Source organism: Pseudaminobacter salicylatoxidans, from assembly GCF_003148475.1.
GTDB lineage: Bacteria > Pseudomonadota > Alphaproteobacteria > Rhizobiales > Rhizobiaceae > Pseudaminobacter > Pseudaminobacter salicylatoxidans.
Genome location: NZ_QGGG01000018.1, coordinates 33,686 through 57,553 on the forward strand (window position 1 = coordinate 33,686; position 23,868 = coordinate 57,553).

The following is a 23,868-nucleotide window of genomic DNA, read 5'->3' on the forward strand; positions in this document are numbered from 1 at the left end:
GGGCGCCTTCGGGCGCCCTTTTTGTCGCGGCAAAAGCCGCACGGACAAAGCTCTTGCTGACAACCCGACATGACAGTTGATCGCGCCAATGCGGAACCTCTCGCCCGCAAGCAGGTTGACTCCCCGATCAACGCGAGACGGCGTGTGGCCATGCCGGAGCATGATCCCGAAAAGATTGAAGCCCACGCCAAAGGAGGTTGCATGAAATTCCTCGTTACCACGGCTGCTGTCGGCATGATTGCGGCAGGCATCGGAAGCGCTTGGGCGCAGGATGTGCTGCTCGGTCCGGAGCGGGAAACCGTTATCCGCGAATATGTCATCCAGCAGAGGGTGGACCCGGTCGAACTGCCGCCGGGCGTCGAGATTTCGGTCGGCACCGTGCTTCCGGATGAGGTGGAGCTTTACGCCATTGAAGCCCCCGATCTGGGCGACAGCTATGACTATGTGCCCCTCAACAACGGCCAGACCCTGGTCGTCGATCCGGATACCCGCCAGATCGTCGATGTTCTCGAGCAATAGATCCTGAACCAACCCATGTAGCCCGCCGCGCCCGCGGCGGGCTACAATCTCGACTGCTGCGTGAGCAATTCCCGAAACCTGTCCCGTTTGAACCGATTTGGGTCGCCAGCGGCCCCATTCTGCACTTGAAGCCCATTGTGCAAAGCGGTAGGCCATTGCCGGCATTATACATTTTTCCGGGAGACTGCTCGTGAGCGCTCAGAAGACCAGAACCGAAACGGATACTTTCGGCCCCATCGAAGTGGCGGCGGATCGCTATTGGGGTGCGCAGGCACAGCGCTCGCTGGGCAACTTCAAGATCGGCTGGGAAAAGCAACCTGCGTCCATCGTGCGGGCGCTGGGCATCGTCAAGCGTGCCGCCGCCGAGACCAATATGGAGCTCGGCCGCCTCGATCCGAAGATCGGCGAAACCATCATCCAGGCCGCGCAGGAGGTGATCGACGGCAAGCTCAACGACCATTTCCCGCTGGTGGTCTGGCAGACCGGCTCGGGCACGCAGTCGAACATGAACACCAACGAGGTGATCTCCAACCGGGCGATCGAACTGCTCGGCGGTGTTATGGGTTCCAAGAAGCCGGTCCATCCCAACGACCACGTCAATATGAGCCAGTCGTCGAACGACACCTACCCGACGGCCATGCATATCGCCTGCGCCGAGCGCATCGTCCACGACCTGCTGCCGGCGCTGAAGCACCTGCATGCCGCGCTCGACGCCAAGGCCGGGGCTTTCGACCATATCGTCAAGATCGGCCGCACCCACACGCAGGACGCAACGCCGCTGACGCTCGGCCAGGAATTCTCCGGCTATGCCGCTCAAGTGGCCAATTCGATCAATCGCATCGAGCTGACGCTTCCGGGCCTGTGCGAACTGGCCCAGGGCGGCACCGCCGTCGGCACCGGCCTCAATGCCCCGATCGGCTTTGCGGAAAAGGTTGCCGAACGCATCGCCGCCATCACCGGCATCGATTTTGTCACAGCTCCGAACAAGTTCGAGGCTCTGGCCGCGCATGACTCCATGGTGTTCAGCCACGGCGCCATCAATTCGGCCGCCGCCGCCTTGTTCAAGATCGCCAACGACATTCGCTTCCTCGGCTCCGGCCCGCGCTCCGGCCTCGGCGAACTGGCGCTTCCGGAGAATGAGCCTGGCTCCTCGATCATGCCGGGCAAGGTCAACCCGACGCAGTGCGAGGCGCTGACGCAGGTTTGCGTACAGGTGTTCGGCAACAATGCCGCCCTCACCTTCGCCGGCAGCCAGGGCCATTTCGAACTCAACGTCTACAACCCCCTGATGGCCTACAACTTCCTGCAGTCGGTGCAGCTCCTGTCCGATGCGGCCATCTCCTTCACCGACAATTGCGTGGTGGGCATCGAGGCTCGCGAAGACAACATCAAGGCAGCGCTCGAACGCTCGCTGATGCTGGTCACCGCGCTCGCACCGACCATCGGCTATGACAACGCCGCCAAGATCGCCAAGACCGCGCACAAGAACGGCACCACCCTGCGCGAGGAAGCCGTGGGCGGCGGCTATGTCAGCGAAGCCGACTTCGACCGCCTGGTTCGGCCGGAAGACATGACCCATCCGGGCTGAATAAACCCGCCGAATCGATCGACACTCCGAGCTGTGCACGCCGGAGTGTCGATTGGGTGTGAATCAGTATACAATGCGTTTGGAAGTTTCGATCTCGCCTTGAAATCGGTTCCGCGCTAGTTCGCGGCATCGGAACATTGCTTCAGGAGAAGAAACATGCCTAACAGCGCCATTGTACTCGTCGGCCGCATTCTGCTGTCGATCATTTTCATTCTTTCCGGATTCGGCAAGCTCACCAATATTGCCGGCACCGCAGGTTATTTCGCGAGCTTCAATCTCCCGGCTCCGACCGCCGTCGCGGTGATCGTGGGTCTGATCGAACTGATCGGTGGCCTGGCCGTCCTCATCGGCTTCCAGACCCGTATCGCAGCCTATATTCTTGCTCTTTTCAGCATCGCCTCGGCGCTGGTCGCCCATATGGGCTGGGCTGATGCCATGCAGCTCATCAATTTCCAGAAAAATCTGGCCATCGCGGGCGGCTTCCTGGTTCTCGGCGCCTACGGTCCGGGCGCTTTCGCGCTGGACGCGCGACGCGGCTGAAGCCTCGCAGCAATCGCCATACAAAAAGGCCCGGTCGATCCGGGCCTTTTTCCGTTTCACTTGGCGGCGACAGCCGGTACGCCGCCATCCACCTCCAGCACGAGCTTGCGACCGGTAAGCTTGGCAAGCTGAGCCAGTCTCCCGGCAGGGCGCTCACCATAGAGGGCACCGCATTCCATGGGGATGACCAGCGCAAGCGTGTCACCGTCACGCTGCTCCCAGCGCAACTTGGGGATCACGCCCGGCATCGCCGCCGAAAGCAGATAGACCACGCGGAACATCGCACCCAGCAATCGCGCCCGCTCAAGATAACGCGGGGTAGCAAGCGACTTGAGCTCCCCCGATACGCCATCGTTGAATATCCCGTCATGGCGATACAGGTTGGCCAGCGCCAGATAAGCGCGTCCGGGATGGTCGACGCCTATGAAAGAGGCATGCGCGATGATGTTGAGCGATTGCGTGCCGCGATATTCCGGGTGCGCGCGCCAGCCTATATCGGCCAGCAGGCACGCGGCCTCGCGACAGCGCGCCTCGTCCCGTGTCTCGTCGATGCCGAAAGTGGCAAAGCTCTTGCCCGTCCAGTCGACCAGTTCGTGCGCGTGCCGAACCGAGCGCGCCCGCAGCACCGCGAGCTCCTCTGCCGCCGAAATCAGCGGATCGAGTTTCTGCTCGCGGGGCGAAAGAAGCGAATACAGGAAACCCTCGCGAACGCCGAGCGCCGAGACGAGGATTTTCGACGGCTTCATGGCCTCGATGATCTCCAGAAGAACCGCGGCGCCGTAGGGCAGCAACGCGCGGCGCATTTTGGAGATTCCTTCGATGCCCTTGATCTTGTCGATCTCGCCCTTGGCGACCTGCCGCAGGAAGGGCAGCGAGCTTTCAATGCCCATTTCGTAATGATGCATGACGCTGAGCGGATAATTGGTCATGTTCATATGCAGTCGGGCGAGGTTTCGCCACGTGCCGCCAACCGCATAGAACGCCCTGCCCTGCCCGTCTTTCAGCAGCTTGGCCCGCTTCAGTTCCGTCCGTGCGATCTTGGCCGCAGCCGCGACGGAATTTTTGGCCATGTCCTGCAAACGCAGGCCGCCAAGCGGCAATGTAATGCCGTCGCCGATCTCTTCGCCATTCACGTCGACAAGCTCAAGGCTGCCGCCGCCAAGGTCGCCGGCAATGCCGTCGGCCGGATGGAAGCCGGACATGACACCGAGCGCCGAATAATGCGCCTCTTCGCGTCCGCTCAGCACGCGGATTTCGGTGCGCAGGATTTTTTCAGCACGGTGGATGAAGTCGATACCGTTCTCTGCCTCGCGCGCCGCAGCGGTGGCGATGACGAAAAGATCGCCCGCCCCCGCCTGATCGGAAAGTGCCCGGAAGCGGCCGAACTCCTCAATGGCGCGGGTAACGGCTTCGGGGTCCAGCCTGCCGGTCGAAACGATGCCGCGACCAAGGCCCGCCAGCATCTTTTCGTTGAAAAGCACCGTCGGCGAACGCGCTATGCCCTCATAAACCACGAGACGGATGGAGTTCGAACCGATGTCTATGATGGAAATCGGCCGACGGTCCTGAAGCCGGCCCTGGGATCGCGCAATCATCAGCCCTCTGACGATTTCTTGCGACGCTTGAACTGCGCGATGCGCCTGGGCGCATGCGACTTCAGCGCGTCGCCCCGTCCGGACAGGCTAGGATTTGTCATGAAATATTCCTGAGCGTTGAACGGTTCTTCGCCCTCATATGGCACGATGCGCCGCGAGGTTCCATCTGCCAATACTTCGAAACTTTGCTGGTTGTCCATAACGTTTCCAAGCATGATCTGGCCCAGAACCTGCTCATGCACGGTCGGATTGGTGATCGGCACCATGACCTCGACCCGGCGATCGAGGTTGCGCGGCATCAGATCGGCGGAGCCGATATAGACCAGCGCATCGTCCGAAGGCAGGCCATGGCCATTGCCGAAGCAGTAGATGCGGCTGTGCTCGAGGAAGCGCCCGACAATCGACTTCACGCGGATGTTTTCCGAAAGGCCCGGCACTTGCGGGCGCAGGCAGCAGATGCCGCGAACCACAAGGTCGACCTCCACGCCGGCGCGGCTGGCATCATAAAGCGCGTCGATGATGATCGGATCGACCAGCGCGTTGAGCTTCATCCATATCTGCGCCGGCTTGCCTGCCGCAGCATATTCGATCTCTTCCGATATATGCTGGAGGATACGACTCCTGAGCGAGAAGGGCGACATCGCCAGCACCATTTCCTCGGTGGGCTCGGCATATCCGGTGATGAAGTTGAATATCTGCGCCACGTCGCGGGCGATCTGCGGATCGGTCGTGAAGAAGGACAGGTCGGTGTAGATGCGCGCCGTCAACGGATGATAGTTGCCCGTGCCCAGATGCACATAGTTGCGCAGCCGGTTCTCTTCACGGCGCACCACGAGCGACATCTTGGAATGCGTCTTCAGCTCGATGAAGCCGAACACCACCTGCACGCCCGCCCGCTCCAGATCGCGCGCCCAGCGGATATTCGCCTCCTCGTCGAAGCGGGCCTTGAGCTCCACCAGCGCCGTCACCGACTTGCCCGCCTCGGCCGCGTCGATCAACGCGCGCACGATCGGGCTGTCATTGGAGGTGCGGTACAGCGTCTGCTTGATCGCGACCACCTCCGGGTCGGCCGCCGCCTGCCGCAGGAACTGCACCACCACGTCGAAGGATTCATACGGATGATGGACGATGAAGTCCTTTTCGCGGATGGCCGCGAAGCAGTCTCCGCCATGGTCGCGCACACGTTCGGGAAAACGCGGATTGAACGGCGGGAATTTCAGGTCGTCGCGCGGCAGCGAAACGATCTCGGAAATCTGGTTGAGCGCCAGGGGCCCCGTGAGCACGCTGATGCGGGAAGGCGGAACGCCCAGCTCGGTGGCGACAAATTCGCGCAATTCGTCCGGCATCCGGCTGTCGAATTCTATGCGGATCACCTGGCCGCGCCGGCGCCGCTTCAGCGCCGTCTCGAACAACCGCACCAGATCTTCGGCTTCTTCCTCGACCTCGATATCGCTGTCGCGGATGATGCGGAACGTGCCAGAGCCTTTCACCTCATAGCCGGGGAAGAGCTTCCCTATGAAAATATTGACCATCTCCTCCAGCGGGATGAAGCGCACCGAGGTCTTGCGGTCGGGCAGCCTGATGTAGCGCTTGAGCGCCACCGGCAGGCGCAGCAGCGCCGTCATTTCCTCGCCATCCCTGAGATGGCGAAGCTGCAAGGCAATCGAGAAGCCGAGATTCGGGATAAACGGGAACGGATGCGCCGGGTCTATCGACAGCGGCGTCAGCACGGGGAAGATCTGCTCCATGAAATGAGCTTCGAGCCAGGCTTTCTCGTCCTTGTTCAGCTTTTCGCCTGCAACGGTCTCGATGCCTTCCGCCCGCAACAGCGCCGCAAGCTCGGAGAGGCTTTTCTGCTGGTCTTCCTGGAGTCGTTCGACCTCCACCAGGATCTGCTCGAGTTGCTGCTCGGGCGTGCGTCCATCGGGACTGCGAATGGCGATGCCCTGACGCACCTGCCCTGCAAGTCCGGCCACCCGCACCATGAAGAACTCGTCGAGATTGGCGGCCGAAATAGAGAGGAACCGCACCCGCTCCAGCAGCGGGTGCCGCTGGTTCTGCGATTCTTCCAGAACGCGCCTGTTGAACTGAAGCCAGGAGAATTCCCGGTTTACGAAACGATCCGGATTGCCCGAAGAAACCTCACCATCGGTGGTGTTCAAATTGGTGAATTCGGTCTGTACCGGCCTGAGTTCGTTCATTTCCCTCTATCCTTGTGCGACGCTTTTGCCGCTTATTCGGCTCAGCTTACCTCCTGACACGGTTTTGCGACAGTTTGATTTCACATGGCTTGCAAAGCGATTGGCGATGTTCCAAACGCTTGCTAGAAGCGACATGCAATCGACAGGAGAGTGTCATGGCCGGCGGTTCCATCCCTCATTTCCAGAATGACGCGGGTCACGCAGTCATCGAAATCGGCGTGAAGGAGTTCATGTGCGTGGGCGCAACCCCGCCCTACGACCATCCGCATGTCTTCCTCGACATGGGCGCCGATTCCGAGAAGGTCTGCCCCTATTGCTCGACCCTCTACCGTTTCAACGGTGCGCTCAAGGCCAGCGAGACGCGTCCCGAAGGCGCCCTCTACGTGATCCAGGCCGCCTGATCCGCGATACACCACGGCAGATGCCATGGACGTTTCACGCTCCAGGCGAATAATCATTGCCGGCGCTGGCATCGCCGGTTTGTGCGCCGCGCTCGCCTTTGCCCGCCGGGGATTTTCGGTGGACATATTCGAGCGCTCCGAAACGCTTGAAGAGGTCGGCGCCGGCCTCCAGCTTTCCCCCAACGCCACCCGCATCCTCGACAGCCTCGGTGTGCTCGAAGCCCTGCGCCCGATGGCCGTTGCGCCGCAGGGCGTGGTGCTGCGCGACGCTCGCACGCTGGCCGAACTGGGGCGCGTCCCGCTGGGTGCAGCCGCCGAGCAACGCTGGCGCGCGCCCTATCTTGTTGTTCATCGCGCGGACCTGCAGAAGGCGCTGCTGGAAACCGCAGCGGCGGTGCCCGCCATCCACCTCACGACCGCTTCCACCGTCACCGGCTTCCAGCCCGACGATCACGGCATCACTGCAACCGTCGAGCGGTCCGGGCGTACCGAACAGGAAAGCGGCCTGCTTCTGATCGGAGCGGACGGCGTGTGGTCGGCCCTGCGCGGCAAGCTGCAGGCCGGTCCTCACAGCCGCTTTGCAGGCGAGCTGGCCTGGCGGACAGTCGTAACCGCCGACAGCGACATAGGACGCGCCTTCGCGGCCGCCGGCGCCCGCGACGTGGTCACCGCGTTCCTGCATTCCGGCTTCCATCTGATCTCCTATCCGGTGCGCAGCGGCGCGGCCTTCAACCTCGTCGCCTTCACGCCCGGGCAGCGTATTGCAGAAAGCTGGTCAGGAACCACCGACACCGCCCCGCTGGAAAGCGCCATGCGGCGCACGTCTGCGCTGCTGGCGCGGCTGGCCCGCGACGCGGGACCGTGGACCGCGTGGCCGATCCATACCGTGCGGCCCGAAGCCCGATGGACCACGCACGGCGTTGCGCTGATCGGAGACGCCGCCCACGCCATGACGCCCTTCGCCGCACAGGGAGCGGCGATGGCCGTCGAGGATGCCGAAACGCTTGCAGCCAGCGTGGCTGCCGCAGCCGGCAACCTGCAGGCCGCGCTCGCCGCTTGGGAGCGCATGCGCCGGCCACGCATTGCGGCCGTTGCGCGGCGTGGCGCCTTCAATCATTTCGCCTGGCAGGCATGGGGACCGGTCGCACTGGCGCGCAATATGGTGCTGAAGACCCGACCGCCGGAAAGGCTCGCAGCCGACATGGACTGGTTGTATGGCTGGGACGCAGAAAGGGGGTAAAACCCACCTGCGCCAAACCCTGTCTGTCCGCTGATGGCAGGAACGTGCGAGAAGACCCTGTTTCGGCGCAACCGTTGTGCTATGCAAGCTCCAGCAACGGAAAGCGAAATCCATGTCTCTGACCCTGCATTTCCATCCCCTTGCCTCTTACTGCCACAAGACGCTGATTGCCTTCTACGAGAACGCTATCCCCTTCGCCGGCAACGTCGTTGATCTCGGCGATCCGGCTTCGGGCGACGCGTTCAGAAAGCTTTGGCCGGTCGGCAAGATGCCGGTGTTGCGTGATGAGGCGCGCGACCGCACGGTGCCGGAATCGACCATCATCATCGAATATCTTGCACGCTACTATCCAGGTCCGGTCGAACTGGTGCCGTCCGACCCGGAGCTAGCCTGGAAAACCCGTCTCGCCGACCGCTTCTACGACCTCTATGTCCACGAACCGATGCAGAGGATTGTCGGTGACCGCTTGCGCCCGGCCGGACGACACGACACGTTCGGCGTCGAGCAGGCCCGCGCCTCCCTCAGAACCGCATATGACGTGATCGAAACCGACATGGCCGAGCGCATATGGGCGACAGGCGAATCCTACACACTGGCCGATTGTGCCGCGTCCCCCGCGCTCTTCTATGCCAATGAGGTGTTGCCCTTCACCGACACTCACAAAAATGTCGCGGCCTATTTCAAGCGTCTCAAGCAGCGGCCGTCCTATGCCCGCGTGCTCGCAGAAGCGGAACCCTATATGCATATGTTCCCACGGCAGAATCTCGCCTGACCGGACCAAAAAGCTTTCGGAGCCTCTTTCTGACGCCCCATGGGGCAATCGCCATTGCGGAAAATGCCTGGGCCATGGGGAAAATCCGTTGCGGGGCTGGACGGCCGGCGCAAAATTTCCGATCCCTCCCTTACGGAAACTCAGGCGGAGGGACAGCTTCCGCCGCTGATGCAGGCATGGATGACGTGACGCAACGCGTATTCGGTATCACCGGCTGGAAGAATTCAGGCAAGACCACCCTTACCGAGCGGCTTGTCGCCACGCTCACCGCGCGCGGCTGGCACGTCTCGACGGTCAAGCACGCCCACCATGCTTTCGACATCGATACGGAAGGGACCGACAGCTTTCGCCACCGCCAGGCGGGAGCCGGCGAAGTCGCGATCGTTTCGGGCAAGCGCTGGGCGCTGATGCACGAATTGCGTGGCAGCGACGAGCCAGGCCTGCCGGAAATCCTAACACGCCTCTCACCCTGCGACATCGTCCTGGTGGAAGGCTATAAGCGCGAGGGGCACCTCAAGATCGAGGCAAGGCGGCGCGAAGCCAGAAGCAACGAGCCGCTGTCCGCGTCAGACCCCAACATCGTCGCCGTCGCCGCCGATCACCCGGTTCACGAGGAGACGATCCCCGTCTTCGACCTCGACGATATAGAGGCAATAGCCGACTTCGTCGAAAAGACCACAAACCTGCGCAAACCCTGACGTTACGTCAGACGGCGGCAGAACAGCAGGCCCGCTGGAAAGCTTAGGCCAAGACATGTATATGGCGCCCCAAGGTCGGTATGCCGGCATGGTTTTGCAGTTGCTTTTCTGCCTTAAAGAGTGGGAGTATCCGCGACAGCGGGAAGCCTGATCAGGCGCCCCATAACGCCGCAATCAAACAGCGGCGGGCAACAAAGAGAGGAACATCATGCGCTTTGCACTGCGTATCGCCCTTGCGGCATCGGCAATAGCCTTGGCGGTGGGATCGTCCCAGGCTCAGGAAAAGACATTGAAGATAGGTACGGAGGGGGCCTATCCGCCGTTCAACAATCTGACTTCCGACGGCAAGTTGGAAGGCTTTGACATAGACATCGCACAGGCTCTCTGTGACGAGATGAAGGTGAAGTGCGAATTCGTCACCCAGGATTGGGACGGCATCATCCCTGCCCTGCAGGCCGGCAAGTTCGACGCCATCGTGGCATCCATGTCGATCACGCCCGAGCGGCTGAAGCAGGTCGATTTCTCCAACAAATACTACAACACCCCACCGGCAATCGCCGCGCCAAAGGACACCGACATCAAGGGCGTGACCAAGGAAGATCTCGCCGGCAAAACCATCGGCGTGCAGGGTTCGACCACCCATTTCAACTATTCGGAACAGACTTATACCGATAGCACCGTCAAACCCTATCCGAGCGCCCAAGAATATCAGCTCGACCTCGCCAACGGTCGTCTTGATGCAGTCAACGACGACGTCGTCGTGCTGCAGCAGTGGCTGGACACGCCGGAAGGCGCCTGCTGCAAGCTGGTCGGCACCATCACGCCGGTTGAGTCGATCCACGGGCCTGGCGCCGGCATTGCCGTGCGCAAGGGAGACGACGAGCTGCGCGAAAAGCTCAACGCGGCCATCGCGGCCATCCGTGCGAACGGGAAGTACCAGGAAATCAACGACAAATACTTCAAGTTCGACGTGTACGGCAGCTGATGCCGCGATGACATTCTGATCCGGCAAACGGCGGGATACGGTCCCGCCGTTCGCTTGCCGGCACGGCAACGAACTTCCGACAAGAGAAGGCATTCTTATGGAGAGCAGCATCTGGACACTTCTCAGCTGGGGGCCTGAGGGGTGGAGCCGCAGTATTGCGAGCGGCGTGCTCGTTACCATTTCGCTGGCCCTCGCCACCCTGCCCCTTGGGCTGTTCGTCGGTTTTCTCGTGGCCCTGGCCAAGCAGTCATCGGAACCCACACTGCGCATGGCCGGCAATATCTACACCACGATTTTTCGCGGTCTTCCCGAGCTTCTGACGCTGTTTCTCGTCTTTTACGGTGCCCAGCTTGGCATCCAGCAGATCGTGCGGATCGTCAGCCCCGGCACGACCGTGGAAATCAACAGCTTCGTCGCCGGCATGGTGGCGCTGGGCGTGGTGTTTTCCTCCTATGCCAGCGAAGTGTTCCTGTCGGCCTTCCGTGCCATTCCCCTCGGGCAATATGAGGGCGGCTATTCCATCGGCCTGTCTAAGCGACAGACCATGCGCTTGGTGGTGCTGCCGCAGCTTATCCGCATTGCCCTGCCCGGCCTCTCCAATCTCTGGCTGGCCCTGCTGAAAGACACTGCACTCGTTTCGGTCATCGGCCTCTCCGACATCCTGCGCCAGGCCACAATCGCCGCGCGCGTGACCAAGGAAAGCTTCCTGTTCTTCGGCGTGGCGTGTCTGGCCTATCTGGTCCTGGCCATCCTCTCCTCCTTCGGGATCGACGCAATCGAACGCGCCGTCGGCAAGAAGGAGATGCAGCGATGAGCGGTGCCGTGCAACATTCCGAGATCATCGACCGCCCGCCGCCGCCTGTCCGTCGCTGGACGCGCGAACGCGTCGTCGGAAACGCGCTGCTGGCTATCTGGATCCTGTTCGGACTGGGGCTTGCGCTTTTCCTGCTGCGCGCCTGGGATCCCGAGCTGATGGCGAAATACGCCCCGCTCTATATGAGCGGTGTCGGCGTTACGCTCTCGCTCGTCGGCATTTCCGTCGTCATCGGTGCAGCGCTTTCGATCCCGATCGCATATGCGCGCATGTCATCGAACCGGGTGCTGAATGCCATTTCCTATGCCTATGTCTATTTCTTCCGCGGCACCCCGCTTCTGGCACAGGCATTCCTGATCTATTACGGCTTCGGCTCGTTCCGGCCGCAACTGGAAGCCATCGGCCTGTGGAGCTTTTTCCGTGAGGCCTGGTACTGCGCCGTCCTCGCCTTTTCGCTCAACACCGCCGCCTATCAGGCTGAAATCCTGCGTGGCGCGATCGAAAGCGTGCCGAGAGGCCAGTGGGACGGAGCCGCCTCGCTCGGCCTGTCGAAGCTCCAGACCATGCGCAAGATCGTCCTGCCGCAAGCTCTGATCGTGGCGCTTCGGCCTTACGGCAACGAAATCATCCTGATGATCAAAGGCTCGGCGATCGTGGCCATCATCACCGTCTACGACCTGATGGGCGAGACGCGCCGCGCCTACTCGCGTACCTTCGACTTCCAGACCTATCTGTGGGCCGCGCTTATTTATCTGTCGATCGTCGAAGCGCTGCGCAACGCAATCGAATGGATCGAAAGGCGCATCACGCAGCATCTGAAGCGGTAAACCGGCGGCACCGGAGCGCGATCAGCGGGCGGCGGCAAAGCCCTCCGCACGCACGCTCCCTTGACGAATCCGCTCCATGCCATAGACCTGAACACACGACACAATCGGTCGGGCATGAGAGGGTAAAGAATGGCATCGGTGGCATTTCTGGGACTTGGCGTAATGGGCTATCCGATGGCCGCGCACCTTAAGAACAAGGGCGGCCATGAGGTGACGGTCTACAACCGCACCGCCGCCAAGGCCGCCAAATGGGTCGCCGAGCATGGCGGCGACATGGCCGCGACACCTCGCAAAGCCGCTGAAGGCAAGGACTTCGTCTTCGCCTGCGTGGGCAATGACGACGATTTGCGCAGCATCGCCACGGGACCGGACGGTGCCTTCCAGTCGATGAAGAGGGGTGCCATCTTCATCGACAACACCACGGCTTCCGCCGAGGTCGCGCGGGAGCTCTCGCAAGCCGCGCGCGGGGGCGGATTTTCCTTCCTCGACGCACCCGTCTCGGGCGGCCAGGCGGGTGCCGAGAACGGCGTGCTGACGGTGATGGTGGGTGGCGAGCAGGATGCATTCGACCGCGCCCGGCCGGTGATCGACGCCTATGCCCGCATGGTCGGGCTGATGGGGCCGGCAGGTTCTGGCCAGCTCACCAAGATGATCAACCAGATCTGCATTGCCGGGCTTGTGCAAGGGCTGGCCGAGGGGCTCAATTTCGGCAAGCGCGCCGGGCTCGACATCGAAAAGGTCGTGGACGTGATCTCCAAGGGCGCCGCCGGCTCCTGGCAGATGGAGAACCGGCACAAGACGATGAATGACGGCAAATATGATTTCGGCTTTGCCGTGGACTGGATGCGAAAGGACCTGAAGATCTGCCTCGAAGAAGCCGACCGGAACGGGGCGGCATTGCCCGTCACCGCGCTGGTCGACCAGTTCTACAAGGACGTGCAAGGCATGGGTGGCAACCGCTGGGACACCAGCTCGCTGATGGCGCGGCTCCAGAAGTAGCTTGCCCATCCCTGTCACGCGAACCGGCCAGTACGGGAGCATGACGATGAACAAAGTGACCTACCAGATCGTCGAACACGATGGCGGTTGGGCCTACAAGGTCGGAGACGTTTTTTCCGAGACGTTCCGCACCCGAGAGGCCGCCTTTGATGCTGCGAAGGCGGCCGCATCCGAGCAGCAGCTCGCCGGCCGCACCGAAGGCATTTCCTATCAGGATGCGGAGGGCCACTGGCATGACGAAGTCGTCCAAGGCAGCGACCGTCCCGAGGCCGATGTGGAAGCCGGCAAGAACGACCAGCGCTGAATCCTGCGGCGCTGATCAGGTCGCACATTCATCGAGGCGGCCTGCACACGGGACACACCGCGCAGCGGGTGCTGGCAAAGCCGTTTTCCGTCCAGATCAACGCACCTGATCGAGCAGGCGCTTGCACTCCAGAAGGTCGAACAGCGCTTCCTGAAGCAGCGCGCGATTGTCACGCGAAAGCTTGCCGCTGTCGGATTGCACAGGCCCCTCCTCATCGGATTTGCCGAGGCCGAAGAAGCGGCGGCTGGGCTTGGCCTTCGGCTCGCCGACCAGCATTTCATCATCGAGACGCGGCTGGGCAGCCGAAGTCATGGGCGCGGCATCCACCTGCTTGCGCTGCGCGATCGCTTCCACGGCAGCAAGATCACCATTGCCGATGGCCACCAGAAACTGGTTGCCGTTCTCGCGCAGCAGCTTCTGCACGCCTTTGATCGTGTAGCCCTGATCGTAGAGCATGTGGCGGATGCCCTTGATCAGCTCGACATCCTGCGGTCGGTAGTAGCGGCGGCCGCCGCCGCGCTTCATCGGCTTGATCTGGTTGAAGCGCGTTTCCCAGAAACGCAGGACGTGCTGAGGCAGATCGAGCTCTTCAGCGACCTCGCTGATCGTGCGGAAGGCGTCGGGACTCTTTTCCATGAGCGCAACCCTCGTTCGAAAGCCGGTGCGACAAATTTGCGAAACGGCCTCACCGGCCAGCCCCGTTCTGTGGGACCGAATCTGTTCGGCCATACAGCCACGATCTTCCGAAACCCGGCGTCGCTTCGGACGTCGGCACCTGGCGAACAGCCATTCTCAGCCGGTCAGGCAAACCGGGAACGCGTCCGTAGACCGATTCGTACTATATATCAGCGATTTGTATGCCAATATTCAAGGCCCGCGCCAAAGGCAGCCTGGCTTATCAACCGCGCATATCCGTCAAGGGTTACGGGCCACCTTCCGGTCAGCCCCTATTTGCCGCCGTTGCCGGCCTTGGTCTTGTTCTGGTGAGAGCGCAGGATACGGCTTTTGAGCACGTTCGAGGCCTTGAAGGTCATGACCCTGCGCGGCAGGATCGGCACTTCCTCACCCGTCTTGGGGTTGCGGCCGATGCGCTCGTTCTTGTCGCGAACGTGGAACGTGGCGAAGGACGAAAGCTTGACCGTCTCGCCGCGCACGATCGCGTCACAGATTTCGTCGAGGACGGCCTCGACGAGCTGAGCGGATTCGGTGCGTGAAAGGCCGACCTTGCGGTAAACGGCTTCAGCAAGATCGGCGCGGGTAATTGTCTTTGCCGCCATGGGTGCAGCAACCATCCTCGAGGAAATGGAAATTCGTCACGATCTTCGAGACGTTAGAAAATTGGCCCGCCTAGGTCAAGGACCGAACTTTTCTCTTTCCGATTGATTTTGAATCGTTTTCGCCGTTCGAACCAGCCGTGGCAAGGCACTGCGGGCTGGATGCAGGCCGTCCGCCGTGGCATCGGCGACACGGCCTTTCCTTGCCTACCAGCGCAGCAGCACCGCGCCCCAGGTGAAGCCCCCACCCATGGCCTCGAGCAGTACGAGATCGCCCTTCTTGATACGCCCGTCGGCAACGGCCGTCGAAAGCGCCAGGGGCACGGAAGCCGCCGAGGTGTTGCCGTGCTGATCGACGGTGATCACCACCTTGTGCTCGGCGATGCCGAGTTTTCTGGCGGAAGCGTCGATAATGCGCTTGTTCGCCTGATGCGGCACGAACCAGTCGAGATCGTCTGCGGTGATTCCCGCCTCGCCGAAAGTGGCCTCGATCACGTCAGTAATCATGCCCACCGCATGCTTGAAGACCTCGCGGCCCTCCATGCGCAGATGGCCGACCGTGCCGGTCGTGGAGGGACCGCCGTCGACATAGAGCTTGTCCTTGTGCGCGCCGTCAGAGCGCAGGCTGGCTGCGAGAACGCCGCGGTCGGCGATCGTGCCTTCGCCTTCCGCCGCTTCCAGCACCAGTGCCCCGGCACCGTCACCGAAAAGCACGCAGGTCGAGCGGTCATTCCAGTCGAGGATGCGCGAGAACGTCTCCGAACCGATCACCAGAACGCGTTTTGCCAGCCCCCCGCGAATGTAGAGGTCGGCGGTCGTGACGGCATAGACGAAGCCCGAGCAGACAGCCTGCATGTCGAAGGCAAAGCCATGATGCATGCCGAGCCGGTTCTGGATCTCCACGGCGGTGGCCGGGAACGTGTTGTTGGGTGTGGATGTGGCCAGGACGATCAGGTCGATATCGGCGGGTGTCAGCCCGGCATCGTCGAGCGCCGCCCGCGCGGCCGCCTCGCCCAACGTGGCGGTCGTCTCCTCATCCGCCGCGATATGGCGCTGCCGGATGCCGGTGCGCTGGACGATCCACTCGTCCGAGGTCTCGACCACGCCTTCGAAATCGGCATTCTTCATGATGCGGCGCGGCAACGAAGAGCCGATGCCACGCACAATCGATCTGATCATAGAAAGTCCTATTCGTTGCTGGCGTCCGCGTGGTTGCTGGGCTTTGCGGACGACTGAAGGTGCCGCGCATGGAACAGATCGAGATCGGCCTCTATCCGGTCCAGCAACCGGTTTCGCACCATGTCGTAGCCGAGTTCGATAGCCGCTGCGAATCCTTCCGAGTCGGTCCCACCGTGACTTTTTACCACAATCCCGTTGAGACCGAGAAAAACACCGCCATTGGCACGGCGCACATCCATTTTTTCGCGTAGGCGCTTGAAGGCGCCTTTGGCAAAGATGTAGCCGATTTTCGCCATCAGCGTCCGGCTCATCGCCGCGCGCAGATATTCGCCGATCTGCCGGGCGGTGCCTTCGGCTGTCTTGAGCGCGATATTGCCGGCGAAGCCCTCGGTCACCACCACGTCGACCGTCCCCTTGCCGATGTCGTCGCCCTCGACGAATCCGCGATAGTCCATCGCCATCTTGCCGGCCTCACGCAGCAGGCGGCCGGCATCCTTGACCTCTTCCTGGCCCTTGATCTCCTCGACGCCGACATTGAGCAGGCCAACGGTCGGGCGCTCCATACCGAACAGCGCGCGCGCCATTCCGGTGCCGAGAATCGCGAAGTCCACGAGTTGATGGGCATCGGCTCCGATGGTGGCGCCGACATCCAGCACCACGCTTTCGCCGCGCATCGTGGGCCAGATGGCTGCGATGGCCGGACGGTCGATGGTGGCCATGGTGCGCAGGCAGAATTTCGACATCGCCATCAGCGCGCCGGTGTTGCCGGCCGAGATGCAGGCGTCCGCCTCGCCATTCTTCACCGCCTCGATGGCGCGCCACATGGAGGAAACCCGGCGACCATGGCGCAGCGCCTGACTGGGCTTGTCGTCCATGCTCACGGCCACGTCGCAATGGTGGAACTCGGTGATCTCCGCAAGCTTGGGATGTTTGTTCAGTTCCGGCCGTACGGAATCTTCCCGGCCGTAGACAATGAAACGCACGTCACTGCGGCGCACCGCGACCGCCGCAAGGGCAGGAATGACAATACCGGGACCATGGTCGCCGCCCATGGCATCGATGGAAATTCGGATCACTCGATCTTCACTCTCATTGGTCGAAAGGCGAGGTGCCTGAGGCTTGGCGAAAATAGCGGTTTTGAGCCGTCGCACAACCGAGATTTAGCGATGGCTTGGAAACTCTTCAGGATTTATCGAGCAGCGAACGGAGCTTTCGCTGCAGTTCGCCTTCCACCGGCTCATCGCTTTCGTCGTCCGCGGCCGCTTGCAGCGAAACTCCGGACTTGCGCGGATAGGGATCGATTCCCAAGCCGAAGAACTCCTCGGCAAATGCACCGACATCGACCGTATCGCCCGAGAAAAGTTCCGGACTGTCCGGTCCTTCCGCATCAAGCAGAATTTCGCCGCCGGTTTCGAAACCGAGGCGCGCAAGCTTGGAATCTTGCGGCAGGAAGAGCCCGGAAACCTCCTCCGAGATGTGGTTGCGAACCGGATCGAGCGTCACCACGCAGGTCTGGACGATGTCCGCCTCGACCCTGCCCTCGACCCTCACGCCATTGCGCTTCCATGCCGTCACCAGCAATTCGATGCGGAAACGCTCCACGGCATCGAGGCCATGCGCCTCGGCCAGCGCGGCGCGCTGCTTCTCGTCGGCCTCGAACACCACCGGGAGGCCCTTTTGCGGCAACCGCGCCACGTGGACAGGGAACGAAACAGGGCTGGAAATCTCAACATCCTTCATAATGGCCTCCATTGTTTCAGGCCGCGCCTGCAACGGGAAAACGGATGGTGCCGGCCTGGATGGCTTCCGAATCCTGCGCGGCCAGCGCCTTGTCGGCTTCGATGACATAGCCGGCCAGCGCATCCACCTGTGGCCAGCTCTCGCTGTCGGGGCGGATATTGCGTTTCAGCGCCGCGGCGAGCGCCGGCCTGTCGTCCCGCTCCAGCGCATCGGCGTAGGATGCGGTGCGCCCATAATACATGCGCGCCAGCTTCTTCATGCGCTTGGGCACGCCCATATCGCCGATTCCCAGATCGCGCAGCGAATGCTCGACCTCGGCGAAGAATTCATCAATGAGAATCTGCGCGATCTCGCGCGAGACACCGCTCTCGTCGCGCATCCGATGCTGGAACAGGAACATATGCAGCGCCAGCATCTCGAAGCGGCCAAGCGGGGTATCCGGCGCGTCCCAATCAGAATAAAAGAATGGCTGCCGCGCCGCCGCCACGATTTCGGCATAGAGCGCGTTGGTAATCGATCGGTTGTTGCGTTCGCGGCCGAACAGGCGCTTGAACATGAGGGCAGCCTCCGTGGGGAACCGTTTCGCGACGTGGCCTTGTTGCATCGGCGCGCAAGCTGGTTTACCGGTTTTGCGGCTCCGTGCAAGCAGTGCACGCCGGAAGTGATTTGAAGGAGTTGTTGTTGAACTCGCTGAAATTCAAGACCATCTCTTCGCCAGCCCTTGTCGGGGCGGTTTCGGTGCTTGCCGCGGCGACCCTCTCCGGCTGCAGCACATCCAGCACCATGGACAGCCTTTCGCCCGGCGAAACGCTGACGCAGGGCTATGTCATCGACCAGCAGCAGATCGACCAGGTTCCTGTCGGCTCCAGCCGCGAACAGGTTCTGCTGGCGCTTGGCAGCCCCTCCACCACCGCGACTTTCGACAACGAGGTGTTCTACTACATCTCGCAGAAGCGCAGGCGTCCGGTCGCTTTCATGAACCCGCACATCGTGGATCAGCGTGTCCTGGCGGTCTATTTCGGTGAAGACGGCCGCGTGACGCAGATCGCCAATTACGGCCTGAAGGACGGCAAGGTGTTCGATTTCATCGGCCGCGTGACGCCAACGGGCGGCAAGGACCAGAATTTTATCGGCCAGCTCATTTCGGGCGCGGGCGCCAAGCCGACCCTGCCCATCGGCGGCGGCGGCCCCACCGGCTGACCTGCCCGAATACCGGACACGAAAAACCCGCGGATCGCTCCGCGGGTTTTTTTTATCAGCGGCATGCCTGCCGGTTACACCCCACCGTGTGCCAGCACCGCCAACAGCAGGAGCGCCATGATATTGGTGATCTTGATCGCCGGATTCACCGCCGGGCCGGCGGTGTCCTTATAAGGATCGCCGACCGTATCGCCGGTTACGGATGCCTTGTGCGCTTCCGAACCCTTCAGATGACGCACTCCATCCTTGTCGGAGAAACCGTCCTCGAAGGATTTCTTGGCGTTGTCCCACGCGCCGCCGCCTGAAGTCATGGAGATAGCAACGAACAGCCCGTTGACGATGACGCCAAGCAGTGAGGCTCCGAGCGCCGCAAAGGCCGACGCCTTGGAACCCGAGATCAGAAGCACGCCGAAATAGACGACCAGAGGTGCCAGCACCGGCAGCAGCGACGGCAGGATCATCTCCTTGATCGCCGCCCTGGTCAGCAGATCGACCGCGCGTGCATAGTCCGGCCTTTGCGTGCCGGCCATGATACCCGGATTCTCCCGGAATTGACGGCGCACCTCCTCCACGATGGAACCGGCCGCGCGCCCCACCGCCGTCATGGCGATGCCACCGAACAGATATGGGATGAGGCCGCCGAACAGCAGGCCGGCAACGACATAGGGATTGGAAAGATCGAAGGAGATCTCGCCCATGCCCTGGAAATACGGGAACTTGTCGCCATTGGCCGCAAAGTAGCGCAGGTCGTTGGAGTAGGCTGCGAACAGCACCAGCGCGCCGAGGCCGGCCGAACCGATGGCATAACCCTTGGTCACCGCCTTGGTGGTGTTGCCCACCGCATCCAGCGCATCGGTGGACTGGCGCACTTCCTTCGGAAGCCCCGCCATTTCGGCAATGCCGCCGGCATTGTCGGTCACCGGTCCGAAGGCATCGAGCGCCACGATCATGCCGGCAAGGCCCAGCATGGTGGTCACCGCGATCGCCGTGCCGAACAGTCCGCCAAGCTGGTAGGTGGTGATGATGCCGCCGACGATGACGATAGCTGGCAGCGCCGTCGATTCGAGCGACACTGCCAGCCCCTGGATCACATTGGTGCCGTGGCCGGTCACTGATGCCTGGGCAATGGAGATGACCGGGCGTTTGCCCGTGCCTGTGTAGTATTCGGTGATCACCACGATCAGGCCTGTCACGATCAGGCCGATCACCCCGCAGACGAACAGGCTGCCGCCCGTTACCGCCTGCCCCGCGACGGTGCCGATCTCGCCCCAGCCAATGGTGAGCGACGTGGCCACCGCAAGGCCCAGGATGGACAGGATGCCGGTTACCACAAGGCCTTTGTAGAGCGCGCCCATGATCGAGCCATTGGCGCCGAGCTTGACGAAGAAGGTGCCGACGATGGAGGTGATGATGCAGGCGCCGCAGATCACCAGCGGATAGAGCATGACGCTGCCCAGAACTTCGCTGCCGCCGAAGAAGATGGCCCCGAGCACCATGGTGGCGACCACGGTCACCGCATAGGTCTCGAAAAGGTCGGCTGCCATGCCGGCGCAGTCGCCGACATTGTCGCCCACATTGTCGGCGATTGTCGCCGGGTTGCGTGGATCATCCTCGGGAATGCCCGCCTCGACCTTGCCCACGAGGTCGCCGCCGACATCCGCCCCCTTGGTGAAGATGCCGCCGCCGAGACGCGCGAAGATGGAAATCAGCGAGGCGCCGAAGCCGAGCGCCACCAGCGCATCGACAACCGTCCGGTTGTCGGGCGCAAGGCCCATCGGGCCGGTCAGCACCCAGTAGTAGACGGAGACGCCCAGCAGCGCGAGACCCGCCACCAGAAGGCCGGTGATGGCGCCGGACTTGAAGGCGATATCGAGCCCTGCCGCAAGGCTGTTGGTCGCGGCCTGCGCGGTGCGCACGTTGGCGCGCACCGAGACATGCATGCCGATGAAGCCGGCCGCGCCCGAAAGCACGGCGCCGATCAGGAAACCGATCGCTGCTATAGCCGAAAGCAGCCACCAGGCGAGAAGGAAAACCACGATGCCAACGATGGCGATGGTTCTGTACTGACGCGCAAGATATGCCTGTGCCCCCTCCCGGATGGCAGCGGAAATTTCCTGCATGCGTGCGTTGCCCTGGTCAGATGCGAGTACCGACCGTGTCGCCCAGATGGCGTAAAGGACAGATAGCAAGCCGCAGGCAATGACGACGTAAAGCATGGTCATATGCCGATCTTCCCTGATTGTCGCCCGGCAGAACCCCTCCCCGGGCTGCGATGGCGGCCGGTGGCGAATTGCCGCGCGGCCTGCGACAATTTGTGCGAAACGGGCGACGTAACGTCAAGGGCTGTTCGGAGAATCATCAAGAATCGACGCCTTGTCCTTGTTCAGACAGGCAAAATCGCAACGATCCGCTCTCGTGGATCGTCGCGAGAGAATCATCGAGAAGCGCTCAGGCAATGTCGCCGTCGGGCTGGTTGACGAAAATCAGAACGGCCAGAATCGTCATATAGAATTTGAAAGCCGCTTCCTGCCCGTTCCAGGTTTGCGATTGCCACATGGCAAACCACTCCCCGCCGATCACCATGAAGCCGAAATACCAGACCAGGAAGCCCACGGTCGCGGCCACCACGACGAAGCGCTTGGCCTGATTGAAGACCGCCCCGGATGCCATGCGTGCCTGCCACAGTCTCCAGGCAGCGATCAGGAACAGGATGCAGGTCAGCGCCTCGCCGGCTATGATCAGCCAATAACCGGCCGTCCAAAGCGCCGGATTGGTGATCGACCGGTACATCAGCGCATTGCCCGGGAAGGTCGTGTCCATGCTCAGCACATGCTGGACGAAGGCGTAATTGGAACCATAGTCGGTTATATTGCCGAACGCGACGAGAAAGGCGAACGCCGCCAGACAAAGACACATGACGATTTTGGAATAGCGGAAGGTCATGGCAAACACTCCTTGGACGAGCTTTGAAAACCCTCCCAAAAGCTCCATGAGTCCCGAAGAAATGGCAATCGTCACCCCCATGGAAATCGCCTTGACGGCAACCGCTCAGCGCCATGCCTCCCGGATCGGCATTCTCGAGCAGGTTCTCGCGATCCGCCTGCCCGAAACCTGTCAGGCGGGCGATGCCGTCTCTCTGGAAATCGACGGTGCAGTCCACGAATTCAGCATAAGCCGCCGCGCCTGGAGGATACGCCGTGCGGACGCACTGCTGGAGATCACGCTGGACTTTCCAGCGCGCCCCGTTCGCTGAGGCAAAATATCGAAATCAGCCTTCGCCTTCCGAGCCGGCTTCCGCAAGCTGGCGCCGGCGCGACAGGAGCAACCAGCCCAGCGCAGCGAGGCAGACGATGGTAACGGGGAATATCACCCAGTTCAGCGTTTCCCAGCCATGGGCGTTGTAGATCCGGCCGGACATCAGCGAAGCGAAAGCGACGCTGCCGAACAGCACGAAATCGTGGAAGCCCTGCACCTTGCCCTTCTCGGACGGCTCGTAGGATTCGGCGACCAGCGCGGTCGCGCCGATGAAACCGAAATTCCAGCCCAGACCGAGCAGGATCAGCGCGGACCAGAACTGCCACAGTTCGATGCCCGACAGCGCGACCAGCGCACAGCCGACCAACAGCACGAAGCCGACGAGAATGATGATGGGGGCGCCAAAGCGATGAATGAGCCTGCCGGTGAAGAAACTCGGCCCGAACATGGCCATGACGTGCCAGGAAATGCCGAGCGTTGCCTCATCCGGCGAGAAGCCGCAGCCGACCATGGCCAGCGGTGCGCCGGTCATGACGAAGGTCATCAGAGCATAGGAGCCCACGCCGCACAGCAGCGCCACGATGAAAAGCGGCTGCGAGATGATCTCCATCAGCGGACGGCCGCTGTCGCCGATGGCGGCATGGCCGTGCGAAGCGTTCTTGACCCGCAGGAAAGACAGGATGACCGCACCAACCGCTGCAAGCACGATGATGGCGGCAAACGAACCGGCAAACATCACCGGTGCCAGCAGTTCACGCGTGAAGATGACGATCTGCGGCCCCAGAATGGCGGTGACGATGCCGCCTGCAAGGACGAAGGAAATCGCGCGCGCCCGGAACTCGCGCGGCGCATTGTCGGCAGCCGCGAAACGGAACTGCTGCACGAAGGAGTTGCCGATGCCGACAGCCATGAGGCTGAATGCAAAGAGCCAGAAATTCATCTGGAAGAGCGCGATGGTGGCCAGCAGCCCGCCCAGCGCCGTCAGCCCGGTGCCGGTCACGAAACCGTTGCGCGGGCCGAGTTTCCGGATGATGGCGGCAGCCGGCAGCGCACCGACCGCCGTTCCGATATTGAAGCCGGTGATCGGAGCGGTAGCCAGCGACTTGTCGGCGTCGAGAAGGTAATGGCCGGCCAGCGCGCCGAGCGAAATGCAGATGGGGGTGGCCGAACCGATAATCGCCTGCGACGCGGCGAGGATCAGTGCCGTTCGCCTGGCATTGCGGTCAACCATACCCGTCATTATGCACCCCTGCCCTTGCCTTCGCCGCGCACGCGGCGGGCCACACGATCAAGCACGGCATTCACCAGCTTGGGCTCGTCCTCGACATAGAACGCCTTGGCGATGTCGACATATTCCGAAACGATAACGGCGACCGGCACGTCGCTGCGCAGCATCAGTTCAAAGACGCCGGCGCGCAGGATGGCGCGTAACGTGGAATCGAGGCGCGACAGTGGCCAGTCGTCGGTCAACGCCTGGCGGATGACCGGATCGACCGTCTTCTGGTTCTCGACCACCCCGGCCAGGATCGCACGGAACCATTGCGGGTCCGCCTCGCGGTAGAGGTCGCCGTCCACTTCCTTGCCGAGCCGGAAGGCTTCGTATTCGGCGGTGATTTCAAGCAGGCCGCTGCCTGCTACGTCCATCTGGTAAAGCGCCTGCACGGCGGCAAGGCGGGCAGCGCCGCGTTTGTTGGCCTGGCGCGGCTGCGGGCGCTGGTTATCGGTAGGCTCGGTCAA

At 62.1% G+C, this 23,868-nt stretch carries 26 protein-coding genes; 14 read left to right on the forward strand and 12 right to left on the reverse strand.

Annotation, left to right across the window (positions count from 1 at the left end; translation table 11 throughout):
• Nucleotides 1-201 precede the first annotated feature (201 nt).
• From C7441_RS20275 to C7441_RS20285, 3 genes are all read left to right on the forward strand, one after another.
• Nucleotides 202-519: a DUF1236 domain-containing protein gene (locus C7441_RS20275; RefSeq protein ID WP_019173597.1), complete on the forward strand. Its 318-nt coding sequence runs from the start codon at nucleotides 202-204 to the stop codon at nucleotides 517-519.
• 190 nt (nucleotides 520-709) lie between these two features.
• Nucleotides 710-2,107, forward strand: a complete 1,398-nt coding sequence (gene fumC / locus C7441_RS20280) for a class II fumarate hydratase (protein WP_109614422.1) — start codon at nucleotides 710-712, stop codon at nucleotides 2,105-2,107.
• 156 nt (nucleotides 2,108-2,263) lie between these two features.
• Entirely contained in the window at nucleotides 2,264-2,647 is a 384-nt protein-coding gene (locus tag C7441_RS20285; RefSeq protein ID WP_019173595.1) for a DoxX family protein, read from the forward strand.
• 56 nt (nucleotides 2,648-2,703) lie between these two features.
• Here the strand turns inward: C7441_RS20285 and ppx are convergent, their stop codons facing one another.
• Entirely contained in the window at nucleotides 2,704-4,242 is a 1,539-nt protein-coding gene (gene ppx, locus C7441_RS20290; RefSeq protein WP_109614423.1) for an exopolyphosphatase, read from the reverse strand.
• Nucleotides 4,242-6,443, reverse strand: coding sequence for an RNA degradosome polyphosphate kinase (locus C7441_RS20295; RefSeq protein ID WP_109614424.1), 2,202 nt, complete (start codon nucleotides 6,441-6,443; stop codon nucleotides 4,242-4,244). The genes ppx and C7441_RS20295 overlap by 1 nt, the downstream gene beginning before the upstream one ends.
• A 155-nt stretch (nucleotides 6,444-6,598) precedes the next feature.
• On the opposite strand from C7441_RS20295, the gene C7441_RS20300 reads away from it, so the two are divergent.
• From C7441_RS20300 to C7441_RS20340, 9 genes are all read left to right on the forward strand, one after another.
• Nucleotides 6,599-6,844 carry a zinc-finger domain-containing protein gene (locus C7441_RS20300; RefSeq protein WP_019173592.1) on the forward strand — a complete coding sequence of 82 codons (246 nt, stop codon included), beginning with the start codon at nucleotides 6,599-6,601 and terminating at the stop codon, nucleotides 6,842-6,844.
• Nucleotides 6,845-6,869: 25 nt separating this feature from the next.
• Nucleotides 6,870-8,084 carry an FAD-dependent monooxygenase gene (locus C7441_RS20305; RefSeq protein ID WP_109614425.1) on the forward strand — a complete coding sequence of 405 codons (1,215 nt, stop codon included), beginning with the start codon at nucleotides 6,870-6,872 and terminating at the stop codon, nucleotides 8,082-8,084.
• A gap of 112 nt (nucleotides 8,085-8,196) precedes the next feature.
• Nucleotides 8,197-8,856, forward strand: coding sequence for a glutathione S-transferase family protein (locus C7441_RS20310; protein WP_109614426.1), 660 nt, complete (start codon nucleotides 8,197-8,199; stop codon nucleotides 8,854-8,856).
• Nucleotides 8,857-9,032: 176 nt separating this feature from the next.
• Nucleotides 9,033-9,554 carry a molybdopterin-guanine dinucleotide biosynthesis protein B gene (gene mobB / locus C7441_RS20315; protein WP_109614427.1) on the forward strand — a complete coding sequence of 174 codons (522 nt, stop codon included), beginning with the start codon at nucleotides 9,033-9,035 and terminating at the stop codon, nucleotides 9,552-9,554.
• A 208-nt stretch (nucleotides 9,555-9,762) separates the two neighbouring features.
• On the forward strand, nucleotides 9,763-10,539 hold the full coding sequence (locus C7441_RS20320; RefSeq protein ID WP_109614428.1) for an ABC transporter substrate-binding protein: 777 nt from the start codon (nucleotides 9,763-9,765) through the stop codon (nucleotides 10,537-10,539).
• A 97-nt stretch (nucleotides 10,540-10,636) separates the two neighbouring features.
• The gene (locus C7441_RS20325; protein ID WP_109614429.1) at nucleotides 10,637-11,353 is read left to right on the forward strand and encodes an ABC transporter permease; all 717 of its coding nucleotides are present in this window, start codon (nucleotides 10,637-10,639) and stop codon (nucleotides 11,351-11,353) included.
• Complete coding sequence (locus C7441_RS20330) at nucleotides 11,350-12,180, forward strand: ABC transporter permease (protein ID WP_109614430.1); 831 nt, start codon at nucleotides 11,350-11,352, stop codon at nucleotides 12,178-12,180. Before C7441_RS20325 ends, C7441_RS20330 begins: the two co-directional genes overlap by 4 nt.
• Nucleotides 12,181-12,309: 129 nt before the next feature.
• The gene (locus tag C7441_RS20335) at nucleotides 12,310-13,179 is read left to right on the forward strand and encodes an NAD(P)-dependent oxidoreductase (protein ID WP_019173586.1); all 870 of its coding nucleotides are present in this window, start codon (nucleotides 12,310-12,312) and stop codon (nucleotides 13,177-13,179) included.
• A 46-nt stretch (nucleotides 13,180-13,225) separates the two neighbouring features.
• Nucleotides 13,226-13,483 (forward strand): DUF2188 domain-containing protein, encoded by a 258-nt coding sequence (locus tag C7441_RS20340; protein WP_109614456.1) that lies wholly within the window; start codon nucleotides 13,226-13,228, stop codon nucleotides 13,481-13,483.
• 96 nt (nucleotides 13,484-13,579) lie between these two features.
• Here the strand turns inward: C7441_RS20340 and C7441_RS20345 are convergent, their stop codons facing one another.
• From C7441_RS20345 to C7441_RS20370, 6 genes are all read right to left on the reverse strand, one after another.
• Nucleotides 13,580-14,119, reverse strand: a complete 540-nt coding sequence (locus C7441_RS20345; protein ID WP_109614431.1) for a MerR family transcriptional regulator — start codon at nucleotides 14,117-14,119, stop codon at nucleotides 13,580-13,582.
• 311 nt (nucleotides 14,120-14,430) lie between these two features.
• On the reverse strand, nucleotides 14,431-14,760 hold the full coding sequence (locus tag C7441_RS20350) for an integration host factor subunit alpha (protein ID WP_019173583.1): 330 nt from the start codon (nucleotides 14,758-14,760) through the stop codon (nucleotides 14,431-14,433).
• Nucleotides 14,761-14,964: 204 nt separating this feature from the next.
• Complete coding sequence (locus C7441_RS20355) at nucleotides 14,965-15,936, reverse strand: beta-ketoacyl-ACP synthase III (RefSeq protein ID WP_109614432.1); 972 nt, start codon at nucleotides 15,934-15,936, stop codon at nucleotides 14,965-14,967.
• An 8-nt stretch (nucleotides 15,937-15,944) separates the two neighbouring features.
• A complete protein-coding gene (plsX, locus tag C7441_RS20360; protein ID WP_019173581.1) occupies nucleotides 15,945-17,012 on the reverse strand; it encodes a phosphate acyltransferase PlsX in 1,068 nt (355 codons plus the stop codon).
• A 106-nt stretch (nucleotides 17,013-17,118) separates the two neighbouring features.
• Nucleotides 17,119-17,676, reverse strand: a complete 558-nt coding sequence (locus C7441_RS20365) for a YceD family protein (protein ID WP_109614457.1) — start codon at nucleotides 17,674-17,676, stop codon at nucleotides 17,119-17,121.
• Nucleotides 17,677-17,692: 16 nt separating this feature from the next.
• Nucleotides 17,693-18,232, reverse strand: coding sequence for a ubiquinol-cytochrome C chaperone family protein (locus C7441_RS20370; protein ID WP_109614433.1), 540 nt, complete (start codon nucleotides 18,230-18,232; stop codon nucleotides 17,693-17,695).
• 125 nt (nucleotides 18,233-18,357) lie between these two features.
• On the opposite strand from C7441_RS20370, the gene C7441_RS20375 reads away from it, so the two are divergent.
• Nucleotides 18,358-18,876, forward strand: a complete 519-nt coding sequence (locus C7441_RS20375; protein WP_170125205.1) for an outer membrane protein assembly factor BamE — start codon at nucleotides 18,358-18,360, stop codon at nucleotides 18,874-18,876.
• A gap of 74 nt (nucleotides 18,877-18,950) precedes the next feature.
• Here C7441_RS20375 and C7441_RS20380 read toward each other — a convergent pair whose 3' ends face one another.
• Both C7441_RS20380 and C7441_RS20385 read right to left on the reverse strand, forming a co-directional pair.
• Nucleotides 18,951-21,098, reverse strand: coding sequence for a sodium-translocating pyrophosphatase (locus tag C7441_RS20380; RefSeq protein ID WP_109614435.1), 2,148 nt, complete (start codon nucleotides 21,096-21,098; stop codon nucleotides 18,951-18,953).
• 226 nt (nucleotides 21,099-21,324) lie between these two features.
• A complete protein-coding gene (locus tag C7441_RS20385; protein ID WP_109614458.1) occupies nucleotides 21,325-21,819 on the reverse strand; it encodes a DUF2165 family protein in 495 nt (164 codons plus the stop codon).
• A 61-nt stretch (nucleotides 21,820-21,880) separates the two neighbouring features.
• Here C7441_RS20385 and C7441_RS20390 point away from each other — a divergent pair, with 61 nt between their 5' ends.
• Nucleotides 21,881-22,129 carry a hypothetical protein gene (locus C7441_RS20390; RefSeq protein ID WP_146201533.1) on the forward strand — a complete coding sequence of 83 codons (249 nt, stop codon included), beginning with the start codon at nucleotides 21,881-21,883 and terminating at the stop codon, nucleotides 22,127-22,129.
• Between the two features lie 15 nt (nucleotides 22,130-22,144).
• Here the strand turns inward: C7441_RS20390 and C7441_RS20395 are convergent, their stop codons facing one another.
• Together C7441_RS20395 and nusB are read right to left on the reverse strand one after the other, a co-directional pair.
• The gene (locus C7441_RS20395) at nucleotides 22,145-23,371 is read right to left on the reverse strand and encodes an MFS transporter (RefSeq protein ID WP_109614437.1); all 1,227 of its coding nucleotides are present in this window, start codon (nucleotides 23,369-23,371) and stop codon (nucleotides 22,145-22,147) included.
• On the reverse strand, nucleotides 23,371-23,868 hold the full coding sequence (nusB, locus tag C7441_RS20400; protein WP_019173575.1) for a transcription antitermination factor NusB: 498 nt from the start codon (nucleotides 23,866-23,868) through the stop codon (nucleotides 23,371-23,373). The genes C7441_RS20395 and nusB overlap by 1 nt, the downstream gene beginning before the upstream one ends.